Source organism: Kitasatospora sp. NPDC022785, assembly GCF_055561295.1.
Window position 1 is genome coordinate 397695 of sequence record NZ_JBVHHB010000003.1, and the last position, 26627, is coordinate 424321.

General features: G+C 74.1%; 21 protein-coding genes. 12 read left to right on the top strand and 9 right to left on the bottom strand.

Features of this window, described 5'->3' with window-relative positions:
- The first annotated feature begins 144 nt into the window (after positions 1-144).
- The gene (locus tag ACZ3YO_RS07435; RefSeq protein WP_465566036.1) at positions 145-786 is read left to right on the top strand and encodes a TetR/AcrR family transcriptional regulator; all 642 of its coding nucleotides are present in this window, start codon (positions 145-147) and stop codon (positions 784-786) included.
- Positions 787-856: 70 nt separating this feature from the next.
- Here the strand turns inward: ACZ3YO_RS07435 and ACZ3YO_RS07440 are convergent, their stop codons facing one another.
- The 7 genes from ACZ3YO_RS07440 to ACZ3YO_RS07470 all read right to left on the bottom strand — a co-directional run bounded on the left by ACZ3YO_RS07440 (position 857) and on the right by ACZ3YO_RS07470 (position 9811).
- Complete coding sequence (locus tag ACZ3YO_RS07440) at positions 857-2191, bottom strand: nitric oxide synthase oxygenase (protein WP_465566039.1); 1335 nt, start codon at positions 2189-2191, stop codon at positions 857-859.
- Positions 2192-2376: 185 nt separating this feature from the next.
- Positions 2377-3819, bottom strand: a complete 1443-nt coding sequence (locus ACZ3YO_RS07445; protein WP_465566307.1) for a sugar porter family MFS transporter — start codon at positions 3817-3819, stop codon at positions 2377-2379.
- A gap of 114 nt (positions 3820-3933) precedes the next feature.
- Positions 3934-4917, bottom strand: a complete 984-nt coding sequence (gene egtD, locus ACZ3YO_RS07450; protein ID WP_465566042.1) for an L-histidine N(alpha)-methyltransferase — start codon at positions 4915-4917, stop codon at positions 3934-3936.
- A gap of 46 nt (positions 4918-4963) precedes the next feature.
- Positions 4964-5719, bottom strand: coding sequence for an ergothioneine biosynthesis protein EgtC (gene egtC / locus ACZ3YO_RS07455; protein WP_465566045.1), 756 nt, complete (start codon positions 5717-5719; stop codon positions 4964-4966).
- Positions 5719-7089 (bottom strand): ergothioneine biosynthesis protein EgtB, encoded by a 1371-nt coding sequence (gene egtB / locus ACZ3YO_RS07460; RefSeq protein ID WP_465566047.1) that lies wholly within the window; start codon positions 7087-7089, stop codon positions 5719-5721. The genes egtC and egtB overlap by 1 nt, the downstream gene beginning before the upstream one ends.
- The gene (gene egtA, locus ACZ3YO_RS07465; protein WP_465566050.1) at positions 7086-8438 is read right to left on the bottom strand and encodes an ergothioneine biosynthesis glutamate--cysteine ligase EgtA; all 1353 of its coding nucleotides are present in this window, start codon (positions 8436-8438) and stop codon (positions 7086-7088) included. Before egtA ends, egtB begins: the two co-directional genes overlap by 4 nt.
- A gap of 221 nt (positions 8439-8659) precedes the next feature.
- On the bottom strand, positions 8660-9811 hold the full coding sequence (locus tag ACZ3YO_RS07470) for an aminotransferase class I/II-fold pyridoxal phosphate-dependent enzyme (RefSeq protein WP_465566053.1): 1152 nt from the start codon (positions 9809-9811) through the stop codon (positions 8660-8662).
- Between the two features lie 212 nt (positions 9812-10023).
- Here ACZ3YO_RS07470 and ACZ3YO_RS07475 point away from each other — a divergent pair, with 212 nt between their 5' ends.
- On the top strand, positions 10024-10605 hold the full coding sequence (locus ACZ3YO_RS07475) for an antibiotic biosynthesis monooxygenase (RefSeq protein WP_465566056.1): 582 nt from the start codon (positions 10024-10026) through the stop codon (positions 10603-10605).
- Between the two features lie 28 nt (positions 10606-10633).
- Here ACZ3YO_RS07475 and ACZ3YO_RS07480 read toward each other — a convergent pair whose 3' ends face one another.
- The gene (locus ACZ3YO_RS07480; protein ID WP_465566058.1) at positions 10634-11119 is read right to left on the bottom strand and encodes an SRPBCC family protein; all 486 of its coding nucleotides are present in this window, start codon (positions 11117-11119) and stop codon (positions 10634-10636) included.
- Positions 11120-11166: 47 nt separating this feature from the next.
- Complete coding sequence (locus ACZ3YO_RS07485; protein ID WP_465566061.1) at positions 11167-12945, bottom strand: glycoside hydrolase family 15 protein; 1779 nt, start codon at positions 12943-12945, stop codon at positions 11167-11169.
- Positions 12946-13213: 268 nt separating this feature from the next.
- Here ACZ3YO_RS07485 and ACZ3YO_RS07490 point away from each other — a divergent pair, with 268 nt between their 5' ends.
- The 10 genes from ACZ3YO_RS07490 to ACZ3YO_RS07535 all read left to right on the top strand — a co-directional run bounded on the left by ACZ3YO_RS07490 (position 13214) and on the right by ACZ3YO_RS07535 (position 26620).
- The gene (locus tag ACZ3YO_RS07490) at positions 13214-14020 is read left to right on the top strand and encodes an SAM-dependent methyltransferase (protein ID WP_465566064.1); all 807 of its coding nucleotides are present in this window, start codon (positions 13214-13216) and stop codon (positions 14018-14020) included.
- A complete protein-coding gene (locus tag ACZ3YO_RS07495; RefSeq protein ID WP_465566067.1) occupies positions 14017-16131 on the top strand; it encodes a putative bifunctional diguanylate cyclase/phosphodiesterase in 2115 nt (704 codons plus the stop codon). The genes ACZ3YO_RS07490 and ACZ3YO_RS07495 overlap by 4 nt, the downstream gene beginning before the upstream one ends.
- Positions 16132-16584: 453 nt before the next feature.
- Entirely contained in the window at positions 16585-17415 is an 831-nt protein-coding gene (locus ACZ3YO_RS07500; protein WP_465566070.1) for a glycosyltransferase family 2 protein, read from the top strand.
- The gene (locus ACZ3YO_RS07505) at positions 17412-18737 is read left to right on the top strand and encodes a glycosyltransferase family 2 protein (RefSeq protein WP_465566072.1); all 1326 of its coding nucleotides are present in this window, start codon (positions 17412-17414) and stop codon (positions 18735-18737) included. The genes ACZ3YO_RS07500 and ACZ3YO_RS07505 overlap by 4 nt, the downstream gene beginning before the upstream one ends.
- Entirely contained in the window at positions 18734-19975 is a 1242-nt protein-coding gene (locus tag ACZ3YO_RS07510) for a glycosyltransferase family 2 protein (RefSeq protein ID WP_465566074.1), read from the top strand. Before ACZ3YO_RS07505 ends, ACZ3YO_RS07510 begins: the two co-directional genes overlap by 4 nt.
- A complete protein-coding gene (locus ACZ3YO_RS07515; protein ID WP_465566077.1) occupies positions 19975-21369 on the top strand; it encodes a lipopolysaccharide biosynthesis protein in 1395 nt (464 codons plus the stop codon). Before ACZ3YO_RS07510 ends, ACZ3YO_RS07515 begins: the two co-directional genes overlap by 1 nt.
- On the top strand, positions 21359-22447 hold the full coding sequence (locus tag ACZ3YO_RS07520; RefSeq protein ID WP_465566080.1) for a glycosyltransferase family 2 protein: 1089 nt from the start codon (positions 21359-21361) through the stop codon (positions 22445-22447). Before ACZ3YO_RS07515 ends, ACZ3YO_RS07520 begins: the two co-directional genes overlap by 11 nt.
- On the top strand, positions 22444-23277 hold the full coding sequence (locus ACZ3YO_RS07525) for a polysaccharide deacetylase family protein (protein WP_465566082.1): 834 nt from the start codon (positions 22444-22446) through the stop codon (positions 23275-23277). The genes ACZ3YO_RS07520 and ACZ3YO_RS07525 overlap by 4 nt, the downstream gene beginning before the upstream one ends.
- Positions 23274-25307 (top strand): glycosyltransferase, encoded by a 2034-nt coding sequence (locus ACZ3YO_RS07530; protein WP_465566085.1) that lies wholly within the window; start codon positions 23274-23276, stop codon positions 25305-25307. The genes ACZ3YO_RS07525 and ACZ3YO_RS07530 overlap by 4 nt, the downstream gene beginning before the upstream one ends.
- The gene (locus ACZ3YO_RS07535) at positions 25304-26620 is read left to right on the top strand and encodes a glycoside hydrolase family 16 protein (protein WP_465566088.1); all 1317 of its coding nucleotides are present in this window, start codon (positions 25304-25306) and stop codon (positions 26618-26620) included. Before ACZ3YO_RS07530 ends, ACZ3YO_RS07535 begins: the two co-directional genes overlap by 4 nt.
- The last annotated feature ends 7 nt before the right edge of the window (positions 26621-26627 follow it).

Consider the following 26627-nt stretch of genomic DNA (forward strand, 5'->3'; position numbering starts at 1 on the left):
GGTCCGAGCCCGGCCCGCACCGGCCGACCCACCCGCGCACCGACCGACCCGTCTTACCGACCGACCCGCGCTCCCACCCCGCCCGCACCCACTCCGCCCGCACCCACCCCGCCAGAACCCACTCGACCCGGAGGCACCGCGACGATGGCCCGCCCGCGCACCCCCCTGCTCAGCCGCGAGCGCATCGTCACCGCCGCGCTCCAGCTCATCGACGCCGAGGGCCTGGCCGCGCTCTCCACCCGCCGCCTGGCCACCGAGCTGTCGGTCAGCGGGCCGTCGCTCTACAACCACTTCGCCACCAAGGACGAACTGCTGGACGCGGTGGTGGACAGCGTGATGGGCGAGGTCGACCTGTCGATGTTCGGCCGGGAAGCGGCCTGGCCGGAGGCGCTGCGCGACTGGGCTCGCTCCTACCGCGCCGCCCTCGCCGCGCATCCCAACATCGTCCCGGTGCTGGCCCAGGGCCCCGGGCGGCGGCCGAACGCGCTGAGGCTGGCCGACGCCGTCTTCGGCTGCCTGGTCGAGGCCGGCTGGCCGCGTGGGCAGGCCACCCGGATCGGCGCGCTGATGCGGTACTTCGTCGCCGGCTCGGCGCTCGCCTCGTTCGCGGCGGGTTTCCCCGAGGACGCCGGGGTGTACGACGCCGCCGACTACCCGCACCTCGGCGAGGCCCACCGGCTGGCCGAGCACCGGAGCGCGATCGACGAGGGCGCGTTCGAGACCGGGCTCGAAGCGCTCCTCGACGGACTGCTCCTACGGTACGAACGCACCGTCCCGCACCGCTGAGCGCCCCCTCGCCGACCCACCCGGCCGACCCCCACCCGGCCGCGCCCCCGCCTCGCCCCGTCCGCGCGACTCACCAGGGCTCGCGGGCCACGAAGGCCGGCCGCAGCGACGGGTCCACCGGGTCGTAGTACCGGTGGTAGACGGGGGTCAGCCCGCCGGAGACCGGCGGCACGATCCAGCTCCAGTCGGCGGGTGTGGCCCGGCCGAGCCGCTTCTCCTGGGCGACGTGCTTGAGGAACCGCTCCGACTCGGTGTGGTGGTCGGCCATGGTCACTCCGGCCTCCTGGAACGAGTGCAGCACCGCGACGTTGAGCTCCACCAGCGCCCGGTCGCGCCAGAGCGTGCGGTCGCTGGAGGTGTCCAGCCCGAGCCGCTCGGCGACGGTGGCCAGCATGTCGTACCGGTCGGCGTCGGCGAGGTTGCGGGCGCCGATCTCGGTGCCCATGTACCAGCCGTTGAACGGCGCGGTGGGGTAGCGCACACCGCCGATCTCCAACGTCATGTCGCTGATCGCCGGCACCGCGTACCAGCGCAGGCCCAGGTCGGCGAACCAGTCGTGGTCGGGGTGGACGAGCTCGACCTCCAACGTGGTGTCGTCCGGCAGCTCGTACCACTCGGGGCGCTCACCGGGCCGCTCCTGGACCAGCAGCGGCAGGACCTCGAACCGGCCCTCGCCGCACTTCCACCCGAGGTCCCGGGCGCGGGCGGCCAGTTGGGCGCCGGCCGGGTCGCCGATCCAGCCGCCGTCCGCGCCGGGGTGGCCGGCGTAGCGGATCAGCTGCTGGTTGAGGATGCGGGCGGCCGGACGGCCGGGGCGGTCGGGGGCGAAGACCGAGATCACCGGGCGGATCCGGCCGCCGTTGCCGGCCACCCGCAGGTGCTCGAAGCACTCGGCGGCGATGTCGTCGGCCGAGGCGAGGTGCCGGAGGTCGCGGACGACCAGGCTGCGCCAGTACAGCCGGCCGATGCAGCGGGCCGCGTTGCGCCAGGCCAGCTTGGTGCCGTACGCGAGTTCGGCGGGTGTGTGCTCGTAGGTGCCGGTGCGGTCGATCTCGTCGAGGACGGCCCGCACCCGCTCGGACGGGTCCCCGGCCGCGGGCTGCTCGCGGTGGAACTGCCGGACGAACGCTTCGGCCTCGGCAGGGTCGGTGAAATGACCGGGGCCGGTGGAATGACCGGGGGCGGTGGAGTGGCCGGGGGCGGTGGAGTGGCCGGGGCCGGTGAAGTGGCCGGGGCCGGTGACGTGGGCCGCCTCCGGCGCCTGGTTGCGGGGGGTGAGCGAGCCGGTGCCGTGGTCGGTCAGCCGCCCGACCGGGTGCCCGGGCGTCTGGGCGGGCGCCGGCCCGGCGGACTCGGGCGCGGGGTGCGCATGGGTGTACGGACAGCCGGCGGCAGGCGCTGCCACGGGTCTGCGGGTGCTGCGGGTGCGAAGCCGGTTGAAGATCAAGGACTCATCCCTCCTGGCCACCAGGAGTACCGGAGGTGTGCGCCCCGCCGCAGAGAGTGAACGATTCGGCCCCCGCACCCGCGCCGGGGGCGCTAGGGTGCGGGGGCCGAAGGTCGGACTGTCGGATCAGCCCATGGCTCGCGTCAGCCCATGTCCTCCAGCCGGATGCCCTTGGTCTCCTTCATGAACCGTGCCACGAAGAGGATCGACAGGGCCGCGAAGGCCGCGTAGACCAGATAGGTCGCCGAGAGGTTCCAGCGCGAGAGCGACGGGAACGAGACGGTGATCGCCCAGTTGGCGATCCACTGCGCGGAGGCGGCGACGGAGAGCGCGGCGGCGCGGATCCGGTTGGGGAACATCTCGCCGAGCATCACCCAGACCACGACGCCCCAGGACATCGCGAAGAACAGCACGAACGCGTTGGCGGCGATCAGGGCGACGGTGCCCTGGAGGTCCGGGAGGGTGACGTTGTCGCCGCTGCCGGTGGCGGAGGAGAACGCCCAGCCGCAGGCGGCCAGAGCGACGGCCATGCCGGCCGAGCCGATCAGGGCGAGCGGCTTGCGGCCGATCCGGTCGACCAGCAGGATCGCGACCACCGTGCCGAGGATGTTGATGACCGAGCCGATGAAGCTGATCAGCAGTGAGTTGCTCTGGTCGATGCCGACCGACTGCCAGAGGATCGACGAGTAGTAGAAGATCACGTTGATGCCGACCAGCTGCTGGAACACCGAGAGGCCGATGCCGACCCAGACGATCGGCAGCAGGCCGAAACGGCCGCCGAGCAGGTCGCGGAAGCGCGGCTGGTGGTCGGAGTCGATCAGGCCCTGGATCTCGGCGATCCGGGCGTCCGTGTCGGCGTTCCTGCCCTCGACCTCGGCGAGCACGGCGCGGGCCTCGTCCAGGCGGCCGGCCGAGATCAGGTAGCGCGGGGACTCGGGGATCATCGAGGAGAGCACGAAGTAGACGGCGGCGGGCAGGACGCAGATGCCGAGCATCCACTGCCAGGCCTCCAGGCCGAGCAGGTGGCCACGGGTCTCGCCGCCGGCGGCGTCCGCCAGCACCCAGTTGACCAGCTGGGAGATCGCGATGCCGAGCACGATCGCGGCCTGCTGGAAGGAGGCGAGCCGGCCGCGGTACTTGGTCGGCGCCACCTCGGCGATGTAGGTCGGGGCGATCACCGAGGCGATGCCGATGGCCGCTCCGCCGAGGACCCGCCAGCAGGCGAGGTCCCAGGCGGAGAACGGCAGCATCGAGCCGACCGCGCTCACCGCGAAGAGCAGCGCGCCCGCCTTCATGACCTTGATCCGGCCGTACCGGTCGGCGAACCGGCCGGCCACCGCGGCGCCGACCGCCGAGCCGAGCAGCGCCGAGGAGACGATCAGGCCGGTCACGCCGTCGCCGACGCCGAACTTCTCCTGGATGCCCGAGACGGCCCCGTTGATCACGGAGCTGTCGTAGCCGAACAGGAACCCGCCGAGGGCCGCGGCGGCGGTGATGAAGACGACGAAGCCGAGGCGGTCGGTGGATCGGGCCTCCGCCGCCGAGGGCTCCGTCGGCTCCGTGGGCTGCTGGGTGACGCTCACGATCTTGACTCCTGGTACTCAGCGCTGAGCTTGGTGCCGAGATCGTAACGCGTCAATGTTCAAGTGTTGTACGTGGGATGCCCATCAAGTCCCTTTTGATATTAGTAAAGTGAACTGTCAAACCTGGCCTTCCATCGGCGAGGCCAGCGACAGTCCGAACCGTCCCTCGTCGTCCGTCCACCAGTGGCTCAGCCGCAGGCCGGCCGCCGCCAGCTCCTCCGCGACCCGCTCCCGGCGGAACTTCGCCGACACCTCGGTGCGCAGCTCCTCGCCCGCGTCGAAGTGGACCGGCAGGTCGAGCACCGGGATCTTCACGGTCTGGGAGCGCAGTGAGCGCAGCCGCATCTCGATCCACTCCTGCTCCTCGTCCCAGAGCGCCACGTGCTCGAACGCGTCCGGGTCGAAGTCGGCGTTCAGCTCGCGGTTCAGCACGTTGAGCACGTTCCGGTTGAACTCCGCCGTCACCCCGGCCGCGTCGTCGTAGGCGGCGACCAGGACGCCCGGGTCCTTCACCAGGTCGGTGCCGAGCAGCAGGAAGTCGCCCGGGTCGAGGGCGGCGCGCAGGCCGCGCAGGAAGGCGGCCCGCTCGGTGGGGAGCAGGTTGCCCAGGGTGCCGCCGAGGAAGGCGACCAGGCGCGGGCCGCCGTCCGGGGGCAGCCCGAGCCGGGCGGTGAAGTCGGCCAGCACGCCGTGCACCGTCAGCCCCTGGTACTCCTCGGCGAGCGCCTCTCCGGCGGAGGTCAGCGCGCTCTCGCTGACGTCGACCGGGACGTAGGTGTGCAGAGTGCCGAGGTCGCGCAGGGCGTCCAGCAGCAGCCGGGTCTTCTCGGAGGAGCCGGAGCCCAGCTCGACCAGGGTGCGGGCGCCGGTGGCGGCGGCGATCTCGCCGGCCCGGGCGGTCAGGATGGCCCGCTCGGCGCGGGTCGGGTAGTACTCCGGCAGCCGGGTGATCTCCTCGAACAGCTCGCTGCCCCGGGCGTCGTAGAACCACTTCGGCGGGAGCCACTTCGGTTCGGAGGTCAGACCGTGCTGCACGTCGTGCCGCAAGGCGGTGCTGAAGTGGTCGGCGGGCAGCAGCCGGGCGAGATCAAAGGTGCTCATGACAGATGGGTCCTCGGTTCAAAAAGTGAAGGGGAGAGGGGGAGGCTCAGAGTGCCCGAACGGCTCCGAGCGGCTCGACCGTGATGCCGTCCGGGCCTGCCAGCAGCAACGAGCGGTCCGGGACGGCCGTCCAGTCCGGGTGGTCGTCGTACGGCTCGGAGGCCACCACCACCCCGAGCCCGGGCAGGGTCCGGTGGTGCAGGGTGTCGCCCCAGCTGGTCGCGGCGATGGCACGGCCGTCGGTGAGCAGCAGGTTGAGCCGGCCGGTGGTGTGGGCGGCCACGTCCGCGACGGTGCCGGCCAGTGCCTCGCCGAGGCCCGCGCCGGCGCGCAGCCGGTGCAGCGCCAGGCCCCAGAGCAGCGCCGAGTCGGTGCGCGCCACCAGCTCCAGCAGCTCGGCCGGCGGCAGCAGCCCGGCCAGGGCGTCGAGCTTCTCCGGCCAGCCGGCCACCGCGCCGTTGTGGCTGAACAGCCAGCGCCCGCCGGAGAACGGCGCGGCCGCCTCCTCGCCCGCCGCGCAGCCCTCGGTGGCCGAGCGGACGGCCGCCAGCAGCGCCCGGGTGCGGATCACCCGGGCGAGGTCGGCGAACGAGGAGTCCGCCCAGATCGGCCCGGCCCGCCGGTGGCGGGCCGGCACCTCGTCGCCGTCGGCGTACCAGCCGAGGCCGAAGCCGTCCGCGTTGACCGTGCCGTACTGCTGCGTCCGCGGCGCCCAGGACTGCCGGTAGAGCCCGAACGGCGGCTCGACCAGCAGCTCCCTCGGTGCCAGTGGCTCGCCCAGGTAGGCGATGTGGCGGCACATCAGTCCGTCTCCACAGTGGCGGCGGTGCGGAACCCTGCGAAGATCTGGCGGCGGATCGGGTAGTCCCAGTTGCGGAAGGTGCCCCGGCAGGCGACCGGTGCGACGGCGAAGCAGCCGCCGCGCAGCACCTTGTACTCGGGCCCGAAGAAGACCTCCGAGTACTCCTTGTACGGCCAGGCCCGGAAGCCCGGGTAGGGGTGGAAGTCGCTGGCCGTCCACTCCCACACGTCGCCCATCAACTGCCTTACCCCGTCGGGCGATTCGCCGTCCGGGTAGCTTCCGGCCGGGGCCGGGCGGAGGTGGCGCTGGCCGAGGTTGGCGTGCTCGGGCGCGGGCGACGCGTCGCCCCACGGGTAGCGGCGGGAACGCCCGGTGGCCGGGTCGTGCCGGGCGGCCTTCTCCCACTCCGCCTCGGTCGGCAGCCGCCGGCCGGCCCACCGGGCGTACGCGTCGGCCTCGTACCAGCTGACGTGCAGCACCGGCTCGTCGGCCGGCACCGGCTCCAGCAGGCCGAACCGGCGGCGGAGCCACTGGCCGCCCTCGCGGTGCCAGAACAGCGGGGCGGTCAGCCCGGCCTTCTGCCGGTGCTCCCAGCCCTCGGCGGTCCACCAGTGCGGGTCGTCGTAGCCGCCGTCGGCGATGAACCGCAGGTAGGCGCCGTTGGTGACGGGCGTGGTGTCCAGCCGGAAGGCCGGCAGCTCGACCCGGTGCGCCGGTCGTTCGTTGTCCAGCGCCCACGGCTCGGTGTCGGTGCCCATGGTGAACGGGCCGGCGGGGATGACCACGTCGGCGGGCAGTGTGGCCGCGTCCGCGGGGGCGGGCGGCGGCGGGGGAGCGGCCAGGGCGGGCTCTCCCCTGCGGAGCTGATGGGTGATCAGCATCGTCTCGTCGTGCTGCTGTTCGTGCTGGGCGATCATGCCGAAGGCGAAGCCGGCGTCCAGTAGCGGCGCGCCCTCCAACGGACTCTCGCCCAGCAGGTCGAGCACCCGGCCGCGCACCTCGTGCGCGTACGCGCGGGCCTCGTGCGGCGGCAGCAGCGGCAGGCTGGGGCGCTCGGCACGCGGGTGCTCGAAGGCGTCGTAGAGCGGGTCGATCTCGGGGTGCATCGGATCCCGGCCGCCCACGTTGCGCAGCAGCCAGAGCTCTTCCTGGTTGCCGATGTGCGCGAGGTCCCAGACCAGCGGGGACATCAGCGGTGAGTGCTGGGCGGTCAGGTCACGGTCCTCGACGCAGTCGGTGAGCGCGGCGGTGCGGGCGCGGGCGGCCAGCAGCTCGGCGGCGATCGTCTCCCGGAGGGCCTCCGGCGACAGCGTCTCCAGCGGCGCGGCTGCCGGGGCGGGGGCGCCGGTCGGGCGGGCGTCGTCGATCATGGTGCGGCCTCCTCCGGGGGAGTGCGTCGGGTGCCGGAGCGCAGTGCGTCCAGCTGGTCGTCGGCCGGGCAGCGGCCGCGCGCGGGGTAGCGCTCGGCGAACTCGGCGACGGCGGTGCGCAGCCGTCCGGCGCCGGGCAGGCGGCCCAGCGCGGCGTCGGCGGCGGCGAAGCAGGCGAGGGTGGCGCGGCGCAGCTCGGGGTCGGCGACGGCCAGGGTGGCGGCCCGGCGCCAGGCGTCGCTGCGCGGCGGACGCGGGCCGTCGGCGCACTCCAGCGGCTCCAGCGCGGCGAGTGCGGCCTCGGCGGCCACCGGGTCGTCCAGCAGCGCGGTGACCAGGGCGGCGGGGACGATCCAGCCGTCGCCGGGCTGCGCGTCGATCATCCGCAGCTCCAGGTGGCCGCGCGGGCGGACCGGCGGGAACAGCGTGGTGCGGTGGTAGTCCAGGTCGGCCAGGGTGGGCGGGCGCTCGCCGGCGCCGCGCAGCCAGTCGGCGAACGTCATCCCGGCCGGAGCGGTCCAGGGCTGCCCGTCGGGGCGGCGGATGCAGAGCACCTCGGCGTCCAGCACGTACCGGGTCCAGGCCTCGCGCGGGTCGCCGTGGTCGGGGGCGGGGGCGAGCGTGCGGGTGGGGTCCATCCGGGACCAGACGGTCTGCCGGGTGGACCGGTGGCCGGTGGGCCTGCCGTCCAGCAGCGGGGAGTTGGCGAAGGCGGCGACCAGCACCGGACCCAGCCGGTGGGCGAGGCGCCAGCGCCGGTCCAGCGCGTGCGGACCGTCCGCGGCGCCGGCGTCCAGGCAGACCTGGACGGACGCGGTGCCGGTCATCATGATCCGGCCCCAGGGGCCGGCCGAGTTGAAGAACCGTTCCATCGCCAGGTAGCGCGGGTGGTCCAGCACCATCTGGCGCGGACGGGCGAGGGGGTCGGTGCCGGTGCCGGTGAGGCGCAGGCCCTGGGCGGCGAAGGCGGCCCGCAGGGCGGCGAGATCGCGTCGGGTGTCGTCGACGCAGGCGGTGAGGCCGTCGGCGGGCGGGGAGCTGAGCTCGACCTGTCCGCCGGGTTCGAGAGTGAGGCGGGCTCCGGAGGGGAGCGACGTCCCGTCGGGGCCTCCGAGGGGCAGCGCGTCCAGTGCGGCGTGCAGCCGCTCCGGTTGGACGGGGCGGGTGGGACATCGGTCGTCATGGACGAACCACTCCACCTCGACACCGATCAGCCGGGGCGGTCCGATCTTGAAACAGACGCCGGCCATGTGGCGGCGTGCCGCCGATTCGGTGAGCGGTGTCACCCCGCTCGGGGGCGGGTCCGTGCTGGGGCGGGCGGTCGGGCTGGTCGGGCGAACGGGTGTCACCGGACTCACCATCCTCGGGATCACGATTGCGGCCCGGTCTACCCTGCCCAGTCTGCTACGGACCATGCGGGGGCGCTCCGCAAACATCTCGTGAAGAGATGTCGTCGCAGGTCAGAGGCGGTGCAATCGGGTGATCCGGGGCTTCGGGGGAGTCTCACCCGGGCCCCGGCGGTGCCACGCCCAGGGTCCCGGCAGCCCCTCGGCCGGGCCTCGGGCGGGCCTCAGCGGAGCCGGGCCAGCCGCTCCAGGACGGTCTCCAGGACAGGGCCCGGCAGCGCGTAGTTGAGCCGCAGCGCGCCGTGCCCGCCCGGCCCGAAGTCGGCCCCGTCGGAGGCCTCCAGACCGCACCGCTCCAGCAGTGCCGCCCGCGCCCCGGCCGGCGGCAGGCCCAGCGCGACGGCGTCCACCCAGAGCAGGTACGAGGCCTCGGGCGCGGAGGCGACGGCGCCGCCGAGCAGGCCGGTCAGCCGGTTCCGGGCGGCCGCCAGGTGCGCCAGCAACGCGTCCAGCCACGGGCCGCCGTGCCGCAGCGCCGCCTGCTGCACCTCCTGCTCCAGCAGCCCGCCCTCCCAGAGGCCGTACCCGGCCATCACGTCGGTGAGCCGCTCGCGCAGTGCGCCGTCCGGGACGAGCGCGAAGCAGCTGGGGATGCCGGAGGTGTTGAAGGTCTTGCCCACCGAGTTGAGCGTGACGGTCCGCTCCCGGTACGGGCCCGCCACGGCGACGGCCACCGGGTGCCGGTGCCCCGGGTGGGTGAGGTCGCCGTGCACCTCGTCCGAGACCAGCACCGCGCCGGCCTCCGCCGCCGCCCCGGCGAGCGCACGGATCTCGCCCTCGTGCCAGACCCGCCCGGACGGGTTGTGCGGACTGCTGAGCAGCACCGCCCCGGCCCGGCGCCCCGCCAACGCGGCCACCGGCAGCCGGTATCCCGCGTCGTCCCGGAGCAGCGGCACCTCCTCGTACGGCAGCGCGGCGGACCGGCAGAGCTGGGCGAAGCCGCCCCATTCGGGGGCCGGGAACAGCACCGGGCCGGCCGGGCGCACCGCCTCCAGCAGCAGCCGGACGGCGGTCCGCGGGCCGGCCGGCAGCAGCACCACCCATGCCGGATCCACCGTCACCCGGTGCCGCTCCCGGTACCAGCGCGCCACCAGCGCCCGCCCGGCCGGGTCGCACACCGTGTAGCCGTACGCGCGGTGCCCGGCCCGGTCCGCCAGGGCGCGGGCGACGGCGGCCGGGCCGGGCAGGTCCATGTCGGCGAGGCCCATCGGGATCACCCCGTCCGCCCCGCCGCCGGCCCGCGCCCACTTGCTGCTGCCGGTGCCGGCGCGGTCGAAGGGGCGGTCGAAACCGAAGTCCTCGGGCGGAGCGCTCACGGCAGGGGCCTCCCGGTACGGCGGCGGGCGAAGACGTCCACAGCCACGCTAGCCGCATCGGACGATCACTCGAACCGGGCCGCCCGGATCCGGTGGCCGCCTGGATGCCGACCGGCTGTTCGGCCGCCGCCGCGGACCGGCGGCGCACGGGCCCGGGCGCACGCCGTACGCTGCGGCCCTGGCACGGCGTACGGGCAGGACGGGGAGGACCAATGGCGACGACGGCGCGTGGCACGGTGGCCGGGAGCGAGCAGGACGAGGAGGTCACCCTCTTCGTGGCACGCCGGGTGGAGCCCGGCTACGAGGAGGCGTTCGAGGTCTGGGCGGAGGGGATCCTGGCCGCGGCCGCCGCGCACGAGGGCAACCTCGGCACCGGGCTGCTGCGGCCCGCCGGGCCGGACGACCCCTGGCACCTGCTGCTGCACTTCCGCGACGGCGAGGCGTTCCGCTCCTGGCAGGCGTCCCCGGCGCGGGCGGCCTGCTTCGCCGTGGCGGACGGGCACCACCACGAGGTGCACCGGCACGAGATCCTCGGCATGGAGGGCTGGTTCGCGACCACCCGGGCCGCCGCGAAGGGCCGGCCGCCGGTGCGCTGGAAGATGGCGGTGGCCTCGACCCTCGCGATCGCCCCGATCGTCGTCACGGCGAGCGTGCTGATCAGCCCGCACCTGGCGGGCCTGCCGACGGCCGTCCGCCCGCTCGTCACGGCGCCGCTCATCAGCGCGCTGATGACGTACGCGGCGCTGCCGGTGGTCACCCGGCTGCTGCGCGGCTGGCTGTTCGACCGCGGCTAGCGGGGTGACGGGCGCCCGCCGACCGCGGTCAGCCGTCGGCGGCCCGCGCCGCGCCCCTGCCCAGGTACCCGGCCAGCCCCCGCCGCCCCCGCCACATCATCGCGGCGTGGTTGGCGCGGAAGACGGGGTGCAGGGGGAGGGCGAGCCGCCGCAGCAGGGGCTTGGCCGGCCGGGTGTCCTCCTCGAAGAGCACGCGGCTGCCCGCGCCGTCCGCGGCGCCCGGGCCGTCCGGGGTGACGGTCCAGCGGGACCAGCCGGTGAGGTCGCCGTGCATCGCGGCCTCCAGCACCCCGGTGGCCGGGTCGCGCCGGACCCTCTCCAGCCCGATGACCAGCCGGTACGGCAGCAGCGCGCGCACCTCCACCTCGCCGGCGTCCGGGCCGGTCTCCCGGGCGGTGCGGATCTCGGGCCACCAGAGCGGGTAGCTCCGCACGTCCTCCAGTGCCGCGTACACGGCGGCCGGCGGCGCGGGCAGTCGCCAGGCGCCGCGGAATCGGTAGTGGTTGGGGTCCACCTGCCGAACGGTACTCCCGTGCGCCCGCCGGGCAGGGCCCCTGCGCGTCACTCCGGTTCGGCCAGCGTGAACGCCGTGTTGACCAGTGCGACGTGGGTGAACGCCTGCGGGGTGTTGCCGAGTTGGCGGCGGGAGCGCGGCTCCCACTGTTCGGAGAGCAGCCCGAGGTCGTTGGCGAGCCCGACCACCCGGGCGAACAGTTCGCGCGCCTCGGCCCGCCGCCCGGTCGCGGCGAGCGCGTCGGCGAGCCAGAACGAGCAGGCCAGGAAGGCGCCCTCGCCGCCGGGCAGGCCGTCGGTGCGCTGGTGGGCCTGGTAGCGGCGGACGAGGCCGCCGTGGTCGAGTCCGTCCCGGACGGCGTCCACGGTCCTGATCACCCGCGGGTCGTCCGGCGGCAGGAAGCCGCTCTTGACCACGAACAGGGTGGCCGCGTCGAGCCCCTGCCCGCCGTAGTGCTGGACGAAGACGCCGCGCCGCCGGTCGTAGCCGTGCGCGCAGACGTCGGCGTGGACGGCGTCGCGCATGGCCCGCCAGCGGTCGACGGGCGCGGGCAGGCCGGTGGCCTCGGCGAGCCGGACGGCGCGGTCGGCGGCGACCCAGGACATCACCTTGGAGTGGACGAAGTGCCGCCGCCCGCCGCGGACCTCCCAGAGGCCCTCGTCGGGCTCCCGCCAGTGCTGTTCCAGGTACTCCATCAGGGCCCGCAGCAGGGTCCAGACGTGCCGTTCCATCGGCAGGCCGGCCAGCAGTGCGAGGTGCAGGGTGTCCACCACCTCGCCGTAGACGTCGAGTTGGAGCTGGTCGACGGCGGCGTTGCCGAACCGGACCGGCCGGGAGTCCTCGTAGCCGGGCAGCCAGTCGGCGACGGTCTCGCCGAGGACGCGTTCCCCGGCGACCCCGTACACGGTCTGCAGGTCGCCCGGGTCGCCGGCGATGGCGCGCAGCAGCCAGCGGCGCCAGGCGGCGGCCTCTTCGCGGAACCCGCCGCGGAGCAGGGCGGCGAGGGTCATCGATGAGTCGCGCAGCCAGCAGAACCGGTAGTCCCAGTTGCGCATCCCGCCGATCCGTTCGGGCAGGGAGGCGGTGGGCGCGGCGACGATCCCGCCGGTGGGGGCGTAGGTGAGCGCCTTGAGGGTGATCAGCGAGCGCAGCACGGCGTCCCGCCACTCGCCGCGGTACCGGCAGCCGGCCGCCCACCGCTGCCAGTCGCGCAGGGTGGCGAGCAGGGTCTCCTCGGGGTCGGTGCGCGGGGTGGCGGTCAGGTGGGAGGGCTGCCAGGTGAGCACGAAGGCGACGCGGTCGCCGGCGGTGACGGTGAAGTCGGAGGCGGTGATGCCGTCCACGCCGTAGGTGTGCACGCCGGGCGGGACCCGTAACCAGACGGAGTCCGGCCCGGCGACGGCGACCCGGTGCCGGCCGGTGCGGCGTACCCAGGGCTCGATCCGGCCGTAGTTGAACCGCAGCCGCAGCTCGCCGCGGACCGGGACGGTGCCGCCGAGGCCCTCCACGATCCGGATGAGTTGCGGGGTGCGGCTGTCCGGTCCGCGCTGGGGCATGAAGTCGGTGATCCGCACCGAGCCGCCGGGTGTGCGCCACTCACTTTCCAGGACGAGGCTGTCGCCGAGGTAGCGGCGGGCGGAACACTGCGTGCCGCCGACGGGGGCGAGCCGCCAGGCGCCGTGCCCGCGGTCGCCGAGGAGGCCGGCGAAGCAGCTGGGGGAGTCGAACCGGGGCAGGCAGAGCCAGTCGACAGATCCGTCCCGGCCCACCAGGGCAGCGGTCTGCAGGTCGCCGATCAGGGCGTAGTCCTCGATGCGTCCGGCCATCGGCTCCATTGTCCGGCCCGCTCGCCTTCCCGGCAGGGCGGGGAGCCGGCCCCGGGCGCGGGCGGGCACCGGGTGGCCCGGGGCGGCTCACGGGCGGGCACGGGCGGACACGGGCCGGAACGGAGGCGGACCCTCCGGCAGGACGGGAGAGCTCCGCTTGCACCCGTTCGGCGTGCAAGGGAGGATCTTTTGTGCTTGTAGTCTCATCAGTCGCAGCCGTCCCTTCAGACAGCTGGCTTCCCGGAACCGGAGTGAAGGAGTCCCTAGGATGCGGCGACCGAACTGGGTACCGGAGGGCACGGACCTGGACAAACCGAACGCCGCGCGGGTCTACGACTACTATCTCGGTGGTTCGCACAACTTCGAGGTGGACCGGGAGATGGCCCGCAAGGCGATCGCCCTGTGGCCGGAGCTGCCCCAGATCATGCGGTCCAACCGGGCCTTCCTGCGCCGCGCCGTGCAGTTCGTCGCCGAACGGGGCGTCAGCCGCTTCCTGGACATCGGTTCCGGCATCCCCACCTTCGGCGCCGTGCACGAGATCGCCCGGGCGATCCGCCCCGAGGCCGAGGTGGTCTACATCGACCGCGACCCGGTCGCCGTCGCGCACAGCCGGCTGCTGCTGGAGGACGACCCGAAGAGCTCCGTCGTCCAGGCCGACCTGCGGGACATCGACGACCTGATGGCCCGCCCCGAGGTGCGGTCCCTGCTGGCGGCCGGCGAGCCGGTGGCCGTGCTGCTGGTGGCCGTCCTGCACTTCGTCAGCGACTCCGAGGACCCGTGGAAGCTGGTCGAGGTGCTGCGCGACGCCCTCCCGCCGGGCAGCGCGCTGGTCCTCTCGCACGCCTCCCTGGAGGGCCGCCCGGACCAGGCCGAGGACCACCAGAAGCTGTACAGGATGACGCCCACTCCGCTGACCATGCGCACCCACGAGCAGATCACCGCGATGTTCGCCGGATTCGATCTGGTCGAGCCCGGTGTCGTCTACCTGCCGCAGTGGCGGCCCGACCAGCCGGAGGCGGTCGGCCAGCACCCCGAGCGGATGACCGGGGTGGCGGGCGTGGGGTTCCGCCCGTGAGTGATGCGCCGGTGCCGAGCAGTGCCGAACGGTTCCACGAGGACTGGTCGCGGCTGCTCTCCGGTGACCACGGCACGGCGGTCCACCCCGGCCTGCTCGGCCGGCTCGTCTCCCGGACCGCCGCGCTGCTCCACCGTGCCCAGCAGGACGAACCGTTCGAGCCGCACCTGGCCGCGCAGGCCGGTGCCGAGCTGGTGGACGCGCACTTCACCGACCCGGTGGTGCTGGCCCGGGCCGTGGAGCTGCTCCAGGAGCAGCCGGTCACCGACGACCGCGGGCCCGCGCTCTGCGGCGCCTTCGCGGCCGGCTGGGCGGCTGCCCTGCGCGAGCGGACCCTGCGCGAGCAGGAGGCCATCCGCACCGCCGCCGACATGGCCCGCAAGGAGGCCGAGCGGGCGCTGCGCGCCTCCGAGGCGCGGTTCCGCGCGCTCTTCGAGAGCGCGGCGATCGGCATCGGCATCGGCGACACCGAGGGCAACATCCTGGCCGTCAACAAGGCTCTCCAGGAGCTGTTCGGGGCCGGCCCGGAGGACATGCAGGGCCGCCGGGTCGGCGACCTCGTCCACCCCGAGGACGCCCCGGGCGTCTGGGAGGCGTACGAGGACCTGATCAGCGGCAAGCGGGACTACTTCCAGTTCGACAAGCCGTACTACCGGCGGGACGGCGAGGTGGTCTGGACCCACCTGACCGTCTCGCTGATCCGTGACGACGACGGCGTCCCGCAGTACCAGGTGGCGATGCTGGAGGACATCACCGACCGCTACCGGCTCCAGGAGCGGCTGCGCCACCAGGCCACCCACGACCCGCTGACCGGCCTGCCCAACCGGGCGGCCTTCTTCGAGCGGCTGGAGAAGCTCTTCGAGGAGCCGGACCCGGGTGCCCGGTTCGGCCTCTGCTACGTGGACCTCGACGGCTTCAAGGTGGTCAACGACAGCCTCGGCCACGACACCGGGGACCAGCTGCTCTCCGCCGTCGCCGCCCGGCTGAAGGCCGCCCTGACCCCGCTCGGCCACCTGGTCGCCCGGCTCGGCGGCGACGAGTTCGTCGTCCTGCTGGAGAACTGCCGGGGCGAGCAGGAGGCCGTCGCCGCCGCCAAGACCGTGCTGAAGGCACTGGCCGGGCCGGTCCTGATCGGCGATCACAAGCTCGCCGTCGGCGCCAGCGTGGGCGTGCTGGAGCGGCGCGTCTCGACCACCACCCCCGGCGCCGCCGTCCGCGCGGCGGACCTGACGCTGTACCGGGCCAAGGAGGCCGGCCGCGGCCGCTGGACGCTCTTCGACCCCAAGGAGAACGCCCGCGCGGTCAGCCGCTACGCCGTGTCCGTCCGGATGCCGGCCGCGCTCGACCGCGGCGAGTTCTTCATCGACTACCAGCCGTTGTACGCGCTGGCCGACGGCCGGCTGGCCGCCGTCGAGGCGCTGGTGCGCTGGCGCCACCCGCAGCTGGGGGTGCTCGGCCCCGACGAGTTCGTCACCACCGCCGAGGAGACCGGCCTGATCATGCCGCTCGGCCGCTGGGTGCTGGAGCAGGCGTGTGGCCAGGCGGCCGACTGGATCAGGCGGTTCGGCGACGACGCGCCGCAGCTGAACGTCAACCTGGCGGTCCGTCAGGCCCGCAGTGCCGCGCTGGTGACCGACCTCGCCCGGATCCTCGAATCCACCGGCCTGGACCCGGCCCGGCTCCAGCTGGAGATCACCGAGTCCACCGTGGTCGGCCCGGAGGACGAGGCGCTGCGCACCCTGCACGGGCTGGTCGACCAGGGCGTGTCGCTCGCCGTGGACGACTTCGGCACCGGCTGGTCCAACCTGGCCTACCTGCGCGACCTGCCGGTCTCGGGGCTGAAGATCGCCGGCTCCTTCGTGGGTGACCTGCACGATCCGGCCAAGGACGAGGAGACCGGCTGGCGGATCGTCAGCGGCCTGGTGTCGATGGCGCACGCGCTGGGCCTGACCGTCACCGCCGAGGGCGTGGAGACCCTGCGGGACGCCGAGCGCCTGCGCACCATCGGCTGCGACTGGGCGCAGGGCTGGCACTTCGGGCGGCCGGTGCGGCCGGGCGAGATCGCCCGCCGGATCGCCGAGGAGCCGGAGGGCCGGCCGGTCGGGGGCTGAGCACCGGTGGAGCCGAGGACCGGTCGGGCCGGGGATCGGTCGGGGGCTGAGGACTGGTCGGGAGTGAGGTCCGCTCGGCGTGCGGTGCCCGTGCCGGGGGGGCAACGGACGTATGTCGAATCGGGCATAAAGAACCAATTACGACAAACCACTTGACGTGACGCCGGTCACCTGGGCACGATGAGGCCCTGGCACACCCCGCACCTCCGTGCGGGAAGCACATTCGGCCAGTTCGACAGACCGGCGCTTCGGCGCCCGAGAGAGCCGGCGGCGCGCACCCCCATCCGGCCGCCCGAGTCGCTCTCCACGTTTTCGGCAGTCCCCTCCGGGGACTTCCCTTTCGGGGCCCCGCCCGCCCCGCGTATCAGTCGCGCACCGGGCCCGCCCCGTTCCTTCAGGGGCCGCGCCGTGCCCGGCGCCCGCCCGTCGCCTCCCCCCGAGAGGCCGTTCTCGATGAGCACCACCCTGCCCCCCAACGTCGTTCCGTACCCGAACCATGACGGCCGGCCACAACGTCGCGCCGAGGACCGGGTCACCGTCCGGCGGCCGATGCGCCGGGCCGGGGACGGCGTCGCCAGCAAGCACGGCGTCACGCTGGTCGTGCCCGCGCAGAACGAGGCCCGCAACATCCCCTGGGTGTTCGAGCAGATCCCGCGCTGCGTCGACGAGGTGATCCTGGTCGACGGCTCGTCCGACGACGCCACCGTCCCGATGGCCCGGCACTGCCTGCCGACCGTCCGCAGCGTCCAGCAGTGCGGCCCGGGCAAGGGCAACGCCCTGCGCACCGGCTTCGCCGCCGCCACCGGCGAGTACATCGTCATGATGGACGCCGACGGCTCCATGTGGCCCGGCGAGATCCCGCACTTCCTGCACTTCCTCGACCACGGCTTCGACCTGGTCAAGGGATCCCGGTGCATCGCCGGCGGCGGCTCGCTGGACTTCACCAAGGTCCGCTCGCTCGGCAACCGCGCCCTGCTCGCCGTCGTCAACCGCCTGTACGACGCGAGCCTCACCGACCTGTGCTACGGCTACTGTGCCTTCCGCCGCTCCTTCCTGGACGCTCTCGACCTGCGCTCCACCGGCTTCGAGATCGAGGCCGAGATGATCGCGCACGCCCTGCGCTCCGGACTGCGGATCGCCGAAGTGCCGAGCCTGGAACTCCCCCGCCGCAGCGGTCGCTCCCACCTCCACGCCATCTCCGACGGCCGCCGGGTGCTGAGGACCCTGATCTCCGAGCGTCCCGGCGCCCGGGCCTCGGCGGCCGCCCCCGCGGAGGAGCGATGATGAATGGCCCCGACCGGCGCACCGCAGCTGCCTGCCCGCGCCCCGCCGCCCGCGACTCGCTCTACACCCCCGTCCGTGTCGTCGACCTGGACCTGGACGAACCGGGCGAGCTGCGCTCCCCCGGAGGTCTCGGTGCCGCCGACCAGGACGGCCGCGTGTTGGCGTTGGTGCGGCTGCACGGACACCCGCTCGGCTTGGTCACGGCCACCGGAACAGCAGGCGACAGTGCCGCGCTGCGCCGGGCGCTGGTCGACGCCGCTCACCGGGAACTGCGAGTTCCCGCCCTGTCCACCGCGACACCCGCGGCGCGTCCCGGTCGGGTCGGCCGCGCCCGGGTGCCTGCGGGCCCGCAGACGGTCTCCGTGATCGTCTGCACCCGGGACCGCGACGAGATGCTGCCGCGCTGCCTGGACTCCCTGGTGCGGATCGGCCATCCCCTCGTCGAGGTGATCCTGGTGGACAACGCCCCCAGGAACGACGCCACCGAGAAGCTGGTCCGATCGCGCTACGGAGACCGGATCCGGTACGTGAGGGAGCCCCTGCCCGGCCTGTCCCGGGCCCGCAACCGCGGCCTCGCGGCCGCGCGCGGTGAGCTCTGCGCCTTCACGGACGACGACGCCATCGCCGACTCCCGCTGGGTGAACGCCCTGGTGGAGGCGTTCCAGTCGGACGACCGGATCGCCTGTGTGACCGGCCTGGTGCTGCCCGCGGAGCTGGACACCAAGGCACAGTTCGTCGTGGAGCAGTACTGCGCTCCCAGCCGGGGCTTCGAGGCCCGCAGCTGGTCGCTCCCGGCGTCCCTGGACGACCCGCTGGTCCAGTTCTCCGTCGGCCGGTTCGGGATGGGGGCCAACATGGCCTTCCGCACCGCGGTGCTCCGGGCCCTCGGCGGCTTCGACCCGGCCACCGGCACCGGGACGCCCTCGCGGGGCGGGGAGGACCTGCTCTCCTTCCAGCAGGTCCTGACCGCGGGGTACACCGTGGCCTACCAGCCCGACGCGATCGTGTGGCACCGGCACCGGCGGACTATGAAGGCGCTCGCCCACCAGGTGAGCGGGTTCGGGGTCGGGTTCGGCGCGTACCTGGCGGCGGCCGTGTCCCACCGGCCGAGCCTGCTCACCGAGCTCGTCCGGAGGCTGCCCTACGGCGTGTGGCGCTGGCACGTCAGCCACCGGCTCGGTACCCGAACCGGGCCGGCCGACGGCGACACCCTGCGCGGCCTCCGCAGGCTGGAACGCCGCGGGCTGCTGTACGGCCCGTTCTGCTACCTGTTCACCGTCTGGCAACAACACCATCCCAGGTCTGGAGGTCGGCTGTCATGACCACCCCGATCGCGCTGCCGCCCGCGCCCGTCGAGGTCGCCGAGCTGGATCTCGAACGCCCGGACGAACTGCACCGTCCCGGCCGGGGCGACGTGTTCTCCCCGAGCGGCCGGGTGCTGGCGCTCATCCGCCGCGGGGGACAGCCCCTCTGCCTGGTGACCGCCGAGGCCGCGCCCGGTGACCCGGCCGCACTCCGCCGGGCCCTGGCCGCCGCAGCGGCCCGCGAGCCGGACCCGCGCGCACCGGCCGCGGTGCGGCCGGAACCGCCGGCCGACGCCCCGCTCGTGAGCGTCATCGTCTGCACCCACAACCGCGTCGACCTGCTGCCGCGCTCCCTGGACGCCCTCCTGGCCGGCACCTACCGGCAGGTCGAGGTCATCGTGGTCGACAACGCCCCCTCCGACCGGGCCACCGAGCTGCTCGTCGCGCTCCGCTACCCGGGCCGGGTCCGGTACCTGCGCGAGCCGGTGCCCGGACTGGCCCGTGCCCGCAACCGCGGCCTCGCCGTCGCGCGCGGAGAGATCTGCGCCTTCGCCGACGACGACCTCCTGATCGACGAGGGCTGGGTGGCCGCCCTGGTCGACGGCTTCCGTTCGGACCCGCAGGTGGGCTGCGTCACCGGCCTGGTGCTGCCCGCCGAGCTGGACACCCGGGCGCAGATCGCGCTGGAACGGTACTGCGGCTACGCCAAGGGCTTCACCAGCCGCAGCTGGTCGCTCGGCGAACCGTCCGACGACCCGCTCTTCCCCTTCGCCACCGGCCGGCTCGGCACCGGGGCCAACATGGCCTTCCGCACCGGCCTCCTCCGCTCGATCGGCGGCTTCGACCCCGCGACCAGCACCGGCACACCGGCGCGCGGAGGAGAGGACCTGCTCTCCTTCCTCCAGGTCCTGACCTCCGGTCACACGGTCGTCTACCGGCCGGACGCACTGGTGTGGCACCCGCACCGCCGCTCCATGGAGGCGCTGACCACCCAGGTCTTCGGCTTCGGCGTCGGCTTCGGCGCCTATCTGGCCGCAGCCACCCGCCGGCAGCCGCGCCTGCTCGCAGCCCTGCTCGCCCGGGTGCCGCACGGGGTCCGGCAGACCCTGCACCGCGGTGACCCGCCCGCCGCCCGCCGCGACCCGCTGATGGTCCACCTCGGGCGGCTCGAACTCCTCGGCCTGCTCTACGGGCCGGTCTGCTACCTGCGCAGCGTCCGGTTGCAACGCCGGGCCGACACCTCGGCGAGGCCGTGATGTCCATCCTCGACCACACGCGCTCCAGGCGGCGGACGGCGGCCGCACGGCCGTGCTCCTGCCCGGTGGCGCTGCCCTGCGAGTGCTCCTACCCGGCACTGCTGTGGGCCCGGATCAGGGCGGGCACCCAGAGCCTGCGCGCGGACTCCCTGATGCACAACGGCCATGTACTGGCGGCGAGTTCGATCGTCGCAGCCGGACTCGGCGCGTTCTTCTGGATACTCGCCACCCGCTACTACAGCGTCGAGGCCGTGGGGCGCAGCTACGCGGCCCTGTCGGCCGCGATGTTCCTGGCCACGCTCGGCAGCCTCAACCTCGGGGACGCGCTGGTGCGCTTCGTCCCGGCCGCGGGCCGGCACACCCGGCACCTGGTGCTGCGGTGCTACGCGATCAGCGTCGGTTTCAGCGCCGCGGTCGCGGTCGGCTTCCTGCTGCTGGTCCCGTTGGTCGCCCCCAACCTCGGCTTCCTGGACTCGCCGGTGCTCGCGGTCGCGTTCGTCGCGGCCACCGCCGGCTACGCGGTCTTCGTGCTCCAGGACGGTGCGCTCACCGGCACCCGCAGGACCGGCTGGGTCCTCGGCGAGAACGCCGTCTTCGCCGTCGCCAAGTCACTGCTGCTCGCCGGATGCGCGGCCCTGGCCGTCGGCACCGGCATCCTGGTCGCCTGGGCGGTGGCCATGGTCGTCTCGATCGCGCTGGCCAACGTGGTGCTGTTCCGCCGGGCCGTGCCGGCCCACGAGGCGGCCGGCGACGCCGACGCCGAACCGCCCCAGCGGGTCCTGCACTGGGCCGGCGCCGACTACATCGGCAACCTCTTCAGCTTCGCGAGCTACAGCGCAGTCCCCCTGATCGTGCTAGCCCAGCTCGGACCGGAGGGCAGCGCCTACTACTCGCTCTCCTTCGTCATCGCCTCCACCCTCTTCGTCGCGACGTTCAGCATGGGCCACTCGCTGGTGGTCGAGGGCGCCCGCGACCCGAAGCGGCTGGCCGAGTACGCCCGGCGCATGCTGCGCCACACCGGTCTGCTGCTGGTCGGCGCCGTACTCGTGATCGAGATCGGTGCGCGCCAGATCCTGAGCGTCTTCGGCCCCGCGTACGCCGAGCACGGCACGGCGGTGCTGCGTCTGCTCGCCCTGTGCGCGCTGCCGATCGCGGTGACCAACGTGGTCATCCAGGTGGCCCGGGTCCGCCGCGCGCTGCCCTGGATGATCGGGGTGCGGATGGCCTCCGCCACGATGATCGTCACCCTGGTCGTCCTGCTGCTGCCGCGCCACGGACTGATCGGCGTCGGCCTCGCCTGGGTGATCTCCGAGTACACGATGGCGGCGGCACTGCTGCTCGTCCTCCGGCGCTGGCTGCGTGCGATGGAAGGAGACCAGGACCATGACCACTGACCAGTCCTCCGGCCGGAACGACGACCGGACTCCCGAGCGCGCCGCCGACGGCCGTGCACCGAGCCTGACCGTCGTGATCTGCGCCTACACCGTCGAGCGCTGGGACGATCTGTGCGCCGCCGTCGCCTCCGTGCGCGGCCAGCACCACCCGCCCGCCGAGGTGCTGCTCGTCATCGACCACTGCCCCGAGCTGCTGCACCTCGCCCGGGAACACCTGTCGGCCGACGCGCGGATCCTCCCCAACCGGCAGCGGCGCGGTCTCTCGGGCGCCCGCAACACCGCCCTGGCCGCGGCCCACGGCGAGCTGATCGCCTTCCTGGACGACGACGCCACCGCCGACCCCGCCTGGACCGCGCGGCTCCTGGCCGGCTACCGGACACCCGGAGTGCTCGGCGTCGGCGGCCACGTCCGGCCCTGGTGGCAGAGCGGCCGCCCGGACTGGTTCCCGCCCGAGTTCGACTGGGTGGTCGGCTGTTCCTACCGGGGACTGCCGAGCCGGCCGGCCGGGGTGCGTAACCTCATCGGCGCCAACATGTCCTTCCGGCGTGCCGAGGCGCTGGCCGCCGGCGGCTTCCGGACCGACCTCGGCCGGGTCGGCCGGCGTCCGCTCGGCTGCGAGGAGACGGAGCTCTGCATCCGCCTCGCCGCCCGCCACCCCGGCGCCGTGCTGCGCTACGAGCCGGCCGCGGCGGTCCTCCACCGGGTGCCGCCGGCCCGCACCACCCTCTCCTACTTCGCCGCACGCTGCTTCGCCGAAGGCCGTTCCAAGGCCGCGGTGGTGCGCTACGACGGCGCCGCCGCCGGCCTCGCCAGCGAACGCGCCTACCTGCGGCACACCGTGCCCGCCGCGCTGCTGGACAGCCTGCGGCGGCGCCGGCCCGCCACGGCGGCGGCGCTCTGCGCCGGCGTCACCCTGACCGCCGCCGGCTACCTCACCGGGTTGGCCGGCGGCTGGGCCGAACGGACCGCGTCCCGTCGGACCGGCGCGGTCCGTCCGGCCGCCCGTGACCGGACCGCCGGTGCCGAGCCCACCACAGCCCGGCCCGCAGGGGTCCGGCCGACCAGGGACGGGCCATGAGCGCGATACCCGTCTTCCTCTACCACTCGGTCTCGGACGACCCGCCGTCCTGGCTCGCGCCGTACACCGTCACGCCCCGCGTGTTCCGCGAGCAGCTGGACCGGATCAAGGACAGCGGCCTGTCGCTGGTGCCGCTGCGCCGGCTGGTCGCCGCCCTGCGCGGCGGTCCGCCGCTGACGCCCGGCGCCGCCGTCCTGACCTTCGACGACGGTTACGCCGACTTCTACTGGACGGTCGCCCCGATCCTCTCGGACGAGGGCCTTCCCGCCACCCTCTACATCACCACCGGTGCCGTCCACCCGCCCGGCGCGCGGGGCACCGGAAGTCTGCTGCCGCCGGCATCCATGCTGAACTGGCGCCAGATCGGCAACCTCGACGCGCTGGGCGTCGAGATCGGCGCCCACTCCCGGACCCACGTCCCCATGGACACCATCTACGGCGGGCGGCTGACCGACGAGGTCGCCGGCTGCAAGACGGTCCTGGAGGACGTCCTCGGCCACGAGGTCGCCTCCTTCTCCTACCCGCACGGGTACTCCGGCGTGGAGGTCCGCCGCAAGGTCGCACAGGCCGGCTACACCTCCGCGGCCGCCGTCGGCAACGCCTTCAGCTCCCCGGCCGACGACCCGCTGCGGATCGCCCGGCTGATGGTCCGCGCCGACACACCGCCGCAGGTGTTCGACGACTGGACGAAGCGCAGGGGCGCCCCGACCGCGCCCATCCACGAGAGCACCGCCACCCGGGCGTGGCGGGCCTACCGCCGCCTGCGCGCGGCCCTCCGCACCCCGGTCGGCGGACCGCCGAGGCCTCGCGGTCAGGAGAGATCACAGTGACCGACGCCCTGGAACGTGAAGACGTCCGACCCGACCCGCGGCCACCGGCCCACCGCTCGACCTCCCCCCGCAACAAGGGCCGGCGGACCCGCCGGCTCCACGCAGCCCTCTCCGGAGCCGGCTGGTCCGGCTGGGTGGTCCGGTGCGCGCTGCCGGCCGCGCTGGTGCTCTGGCTGCTGGCCCTCTCCCGGGTGGAGCTCTCCCGGATGGGCGACCTCGGCCTGCTCCAGGCCCTGCCGCCGGCCTACTTCGCCGCACTTGGCCTGCTCACCCTCGGCTTCGTCACCGCGCTGCGCGCTCCGCAGATCCGTCACCGCTGGCCCGCCGCCTACGTCCTGGCGCTGATCCTGGTGATCCACGCGACGCCCAGCCTGCTCTACCCGACCCTGCGGTACGCCTGGGCCTGGAAGCACGTCGCGATCGTCGACGCCATGCTGCGCCATGACGGGTCGGTGCCGGGAGCGGGCAAGCTCGACGTCTACAACCAGTGGCCCGGCTTCTTCGACCTCCATGCGGTGATCCTGCGCGCCACCGGCCTGGACTCCGTTCTGGGCTACGCCTCCTGGTACCCGGTGATCACCAACCTCCTGCTGATCGGCCCGCTGCTGATGCTGTACCGGAGCATCACCACCGACCACCGACTGGTCTGGGGCGGGGTCTGGCTCTACTACACGACCGCCTGGGTCGGCCAGGACTACTTCTCCCCGCAGGCCTTCGCCTACGTGCTGTCCCTCACCGTGATCGCGCTGGTCATGCGCCGCCTGGCGGTGGCGCGCTCGCTCGCGGCGGACTCACGCGAACCCCGGGAGCGAAGGGCGGGACCACCCGGAGCCCGGGCCCTGTCGGCGGCCGACGAGGCATCGGCCCGCGGTGGTTGGCGGGCGGCGCCGTTCGCCCTGGTCCTGGTGCTGATCGCCGCGATCGTCTCCTCGCACCAGCTGACCCCGATCATGCTGGCCGTGGGCATGGCCCTGCTGGCCCTGGGCCGCCGCAACCGCCGCACCGTCCTGCCGGTACTGGCCGCCGTGGTCGGGCTGACCGTGCTCTGGGACGCCACCGTGGCCCGGCCGTTCGTGTCGGAGCACCTGACCAGCCTGGTCACCGCCCTGGGCTCGCCGGACCACAACGCGGTGGCCGGCCTCGCCCACCTGGGGCAGGCCGCCCCCGGCCAGATCCTGACCTCCTGGGCGGACCGGTCCCTGACCCTCGCCGTCTTCCTGCTCGCCCTGGCCGCCCTGGTCCGCCACCGCTGGGTGCGCCGGGTCGGCCTGCTGCCCCTGCTGGTGGCGCCACTAGTGCTGCTGCTGGCCAACGCCTACGACGGGGAGATGCTCTTCCGGGCCTACCTGTTCGCCCTCCCCGCCGCCGCCTTCCTCGCCGCGACCCTGCTCTGGAGCCCGCGCGCCGTCCGGCCGTCCGGCCCGTCGCCCGACGCGCCGTCCGATCCGCAGTCAGGTCCGCCGACCGACACCTCGTCCGTTCCCCCGGTCGCCCGGCCCATCGGCCCGCTGCGGACCGGTGCCACCGCCGTCGTCCTGCTCGGCCTGCTCGCCGGCCTGCTGTTCGGCTACTTCGGCAAGGAGAGCATGAACTACTTCACCCCGCAGGAGGCCGCCGCGCTCCGGTACGTCGCCACCACCCCGCCAGGCTCCCGGGTCATCTCGCTGACCTCCAACGAGCCGGGAGGCGAGATGCGCTACGACGACCACGACCGGCTCGTCCTCGGCGACGCCGCCGGCGAGGACCTCAAGCGTCTGGCGGACAACCCCGGCGACGTCCTGAGAACGGCGCTGGAACGCCCGAACGTGGCCGGCGGACCGAGCTACGTGATCCTGACCCGGGCCCAGATCGCCGAGTGCGAGCTGACCGGGCTGCTGCCGGTCACCGCCACCAAGGCCTTCGCGGCCGCCGCGGCCACCTCGTCCGAGCTGCGGCTGGTGTTCTCCAACGAGGACGCGGTCGTCTACCAGTACGTCCCGCCCGGTGGCGGACACGTCGGAACCGCCCCGGCCGGAGGGAGGACACCGTGACCGTCCGACCGTGGACCCTGCCGCGCGTCCTGCCCGCACTGTCGGGCTGGATCGCCCTCGCCGCCCTGCTGCTCCCGGCCGGGAACCCGCTGCGGGCCGTCGCCGCCGGCATCTTCCTGCTCGTCGGTCCGGGAGCTGCGGCCGTGGCCTGGGCCCGGCCGGGCCCGTCCTGGCGCGAGCGGGGACCGGGCCGGCTGAGCGTCGCCGCGCTGACCGTGACGCTGAGCCTGGCGCTGACGATGCTGGTGGCGGAGGCGCTGTTCTTCAGGCACGCCTTCACGGTCGGCCGGACGGTCCTGGCGCTCGCCCTGCTCACCACCCTCCTGACGCTGCTCCCGCGCCGTCTCCCCGCCGCCCCCGCATCCGTGTCCGGCGGGCCCGTCCGCCGTTTCCGGAGCCCGCGCCGTCCGTCCTCCCGGCCCAAGGCCCGGTGGCGGCTGCTGCTGGTGACCGGAGTGCTGCTCCTGGCCGCCGCCTGCGGCGCGTCCAACGGCGCGGGCGTCGGCGCGGCGGCGCTCCACCCCGGGATCGCGGCGCCCACGAGCCCGACCGCCATCCTGCCGCCGGTCGGGGCGGACCAGCCGCCCGGGCCCGGCCCGTGGCACCAGGTATTCCGGGACGACTTCAACGGCACCGTGCTGGACGGCTCCAAGTGGACCACCTGCTACGACTGGAACGTCCGCGGCTGCACCAACACCGGCAACCACGAGGACGAGTGGTACCTCCCGGGCCAGGTCGCGGTGGCGGACGGCGCGCTCACGCTCACCGCCCAACGCCAACCGACGCCCGGCAGCGACGGGAAGACCTACCCCTGGACCTCCGGGATGATCTCCACCGGCCGCGACCACTGGGACGGCACCCCGCGGCACACCTTCACCTACGGGTACGTCGCGGCCGCGATCAGGACCACCGACCAGCCGGTCGGCATGTTCCCGGCGTTCTGGCTGCTCTCCGCCAACACCCGGGGCGGGCTGCCGGAGCTGGACACCGTCGAGTTCATCAACAGCAACCAGTACGCCGACCTCAACCTGCACGCCGAGGGCCCCGACGGCAGCAACATCGACGCCCACTACGCCCACGGGCCGCAGGACTACTCCCTCGGCTACCACGTCTTCGGCCTCGACTGGGAGCCGGACGCCGTCACCTGGTACGTCGACGGTGTACAGGTCTTCCAGGTCACCGACCCGGCCGCGATCCCCACCACCCCGATGGAACTGATCCTCAACCTTGCCGTGGGCTACCAGCAGTCGCCCCCGCCCGGCGTCGACAAGACGCAGGTGCAGGTCGACTGGGTCGGCGTGTGGCAGCACTGAACGCACG

What these genes read in the sequence shown, in the direction of transcription:
- ACZ3YO_RS07505 (WP_465566072.1), top strand. Translation starts at nt 17,412, where the DNA reads ATGATGAATGGCCCCGACCGGCGCACCGCAGCTGCCTGCCCGCGCCCC.
- ACZ3YO_RS07490 (WP_465566064.1), top strand. Translation starts at nt 13,214, where the DNA reads ATGCGGCGACCGAACTGGGTACCGGAGGGCACGGACCTGGACAAACCG.
- ACZ3YO_RS07520 (WP_465566080.1), top strand. Translation starts at nt 21,359, where the DNA reads ATGACCACTGACCAGTCCTCCGGCCGGAACGACGACCGGACTCCCGAG.
- ACZ3YO_RS07435 (WP_465566036.1), top strand. Translation starts at nt 145, where the DNA reads ATGGCCCGCCCGCGCACCCCCCTGCTCAGCCGCGAGCGCATCGTCACC.
- ACZ3YO_RS07500 (WP_465566070.1), top strand. Translation starts at nt 16,585, where the DNA reads ATGAGCACCACCCTGCCCCCCAACGTCGTTCCGTACCCGAACCATGAC.
- ACZ3YO_RS07485 (WP_465566061.1), bottom strand. Translation starts at nt 12,945, where the DNA reads ATGGCCGGACGCATCGAGGACTACGCCCTGATCGGCGACCTGCAGACC.
- ACZ3YO_RS07525 (WP_465566082.1), top strand. Translation starts at nt 22,444, where the DNA reads ATGAGCGCGATACCCGTCTTCCTCTACCACTCGGTCTCGGACGACCCG.
- ACZ3YO_RS07510 (WP_465566074.1), top strand. Translation starts at nt 18,734, where the DNA reads ATGACCACCCCGATCGCGCTGCCGCCCGCGCCCGTCGAGGTCGCCGAG.
- ACZ3YO_RS07475 (WP_465566056.1), top strand. Translation starts at nt 10,024, where the DNA reads ATGGCGACGACGGCGCGTGGCACGGTGGCCGGGAGCGAGCAGGACGAG.
- egtB (WP_465566047.1), bottom strand. Translation starts at nt 7,089, where the DNA reads ATGATCGACGACGCCCGCCCGACCGGCGCCCCCGCCCCGGCAGCCGCG.
- egtD (WP_465566042.1), bottom strand. Translation starts at nt 4,917, where the DNA reads ATGAGCACCTTTGATCTCGCCCGGCTGCTGCCCGCCGACCACTTCAGC.
- ACZ3YO_RS07515 (WP_465566077.1), top strand. Translation starts at nt 19,975, where the DNA reads ATGTCCATCCTCGACCACACGCGCTCCAGGCGGCGGACGGCGGCCGCA.
- egtC (WP_465566045.1), bottom strand. Translation starts at nt 5,719, where the DNA reads ATGTGCCGCCACATCGCCTACCTGGGCGAGCCACTGGCACCGAGGGAG.